This is a genomic window from Enterobacter cloacae complex sp. S3, from assembly GCF_014930495.1.
Classification (GTDB): Bacteria; Pseudomonadota; Gammaproteobacteria; order Enterobacterales; family Enterobacteriaceae; genus Enterobacter; species Enterobacter asburiae_B.
In genome coordinates this window covers 1-627 of record NZ_JADBRD010000103.1, presented here as the reverse complement: position 1 = coordinate 627, position 627 = coordinate 1, and the positions used below count along the sequence as shown (strand labels likewise).

At 61.1% G+C, this 627-nt stretch carries 1 protein-coding gene; it reads left to right on the top strand.

All coding sequences use genetic code 11. The features are described 5' to 3' along the window. Window positions 1–40: 40 nt before the first annotated feature. Window positions 41–592, top strand: coding sequence for an NAD(P)H nitroreductase (locus IM317_RS23680; RefSeq protein ID WP_020316958.1), 552 nt, complete (start codon window positions 41–43; stop codon window positions 590–592). The last annotated feature ends 35 nt before the right edge of the window (window positions 593–627 follow it).

Below are 627 nucleotides of genomic sequence, written 5' to 3'. Positions count from 1 at the left end.
TGTTAATTTTATGAAAAATGACATCACAGGAGTTATACAGATGGATGCTCTCGATCTACTGCTTAATCGCCGGAGCGCTTCCCGCCTGGCGGAACCTGCCCCGGTGGGCGAACAGCTGGAAAACATTCTGCGCGCCGGGCTGCGCGCCCCGGATCATGGCACCCTGCAGCCGTGGCGCTTCTTTATTATCGCCGATGACGGCCGCGAGCGCTTCAGCCAGTTGCTGGAAAAAGGGGCCAGAGAGGCCGGCCAGGATGAGAAGGGAATTGAGAAAGCCCGCAATGCGCCGTTCCGCGCGCCGCTGATTATTACCGTGGTCGCGCGCTGTGAAGACCACCCTAAGGTGCCGCGCTGGGAGCAGGAGATGTCCGCTGGCTGCGCGGTGATGGCGATGCAGATGGCGGCCCTGGCTCAGGGATTCAACGGTATCTGGCGCAGCGGAGCATTGACCGAGAGTCCGGTGGTGCGGGCCGGCTTCAAGTGCCGCGAACAGGATAAAATTGTCGGCTTCCTCTATCTGGGGACGCCGCAGCTAAAAGCCTCAACCACCATTGCCCTGCCGGATACCGCGCCGTTTGTGACGCGATTCTGAGTCCGCGTGTGTTATGCCGGGTGGCGGCTGCGCCT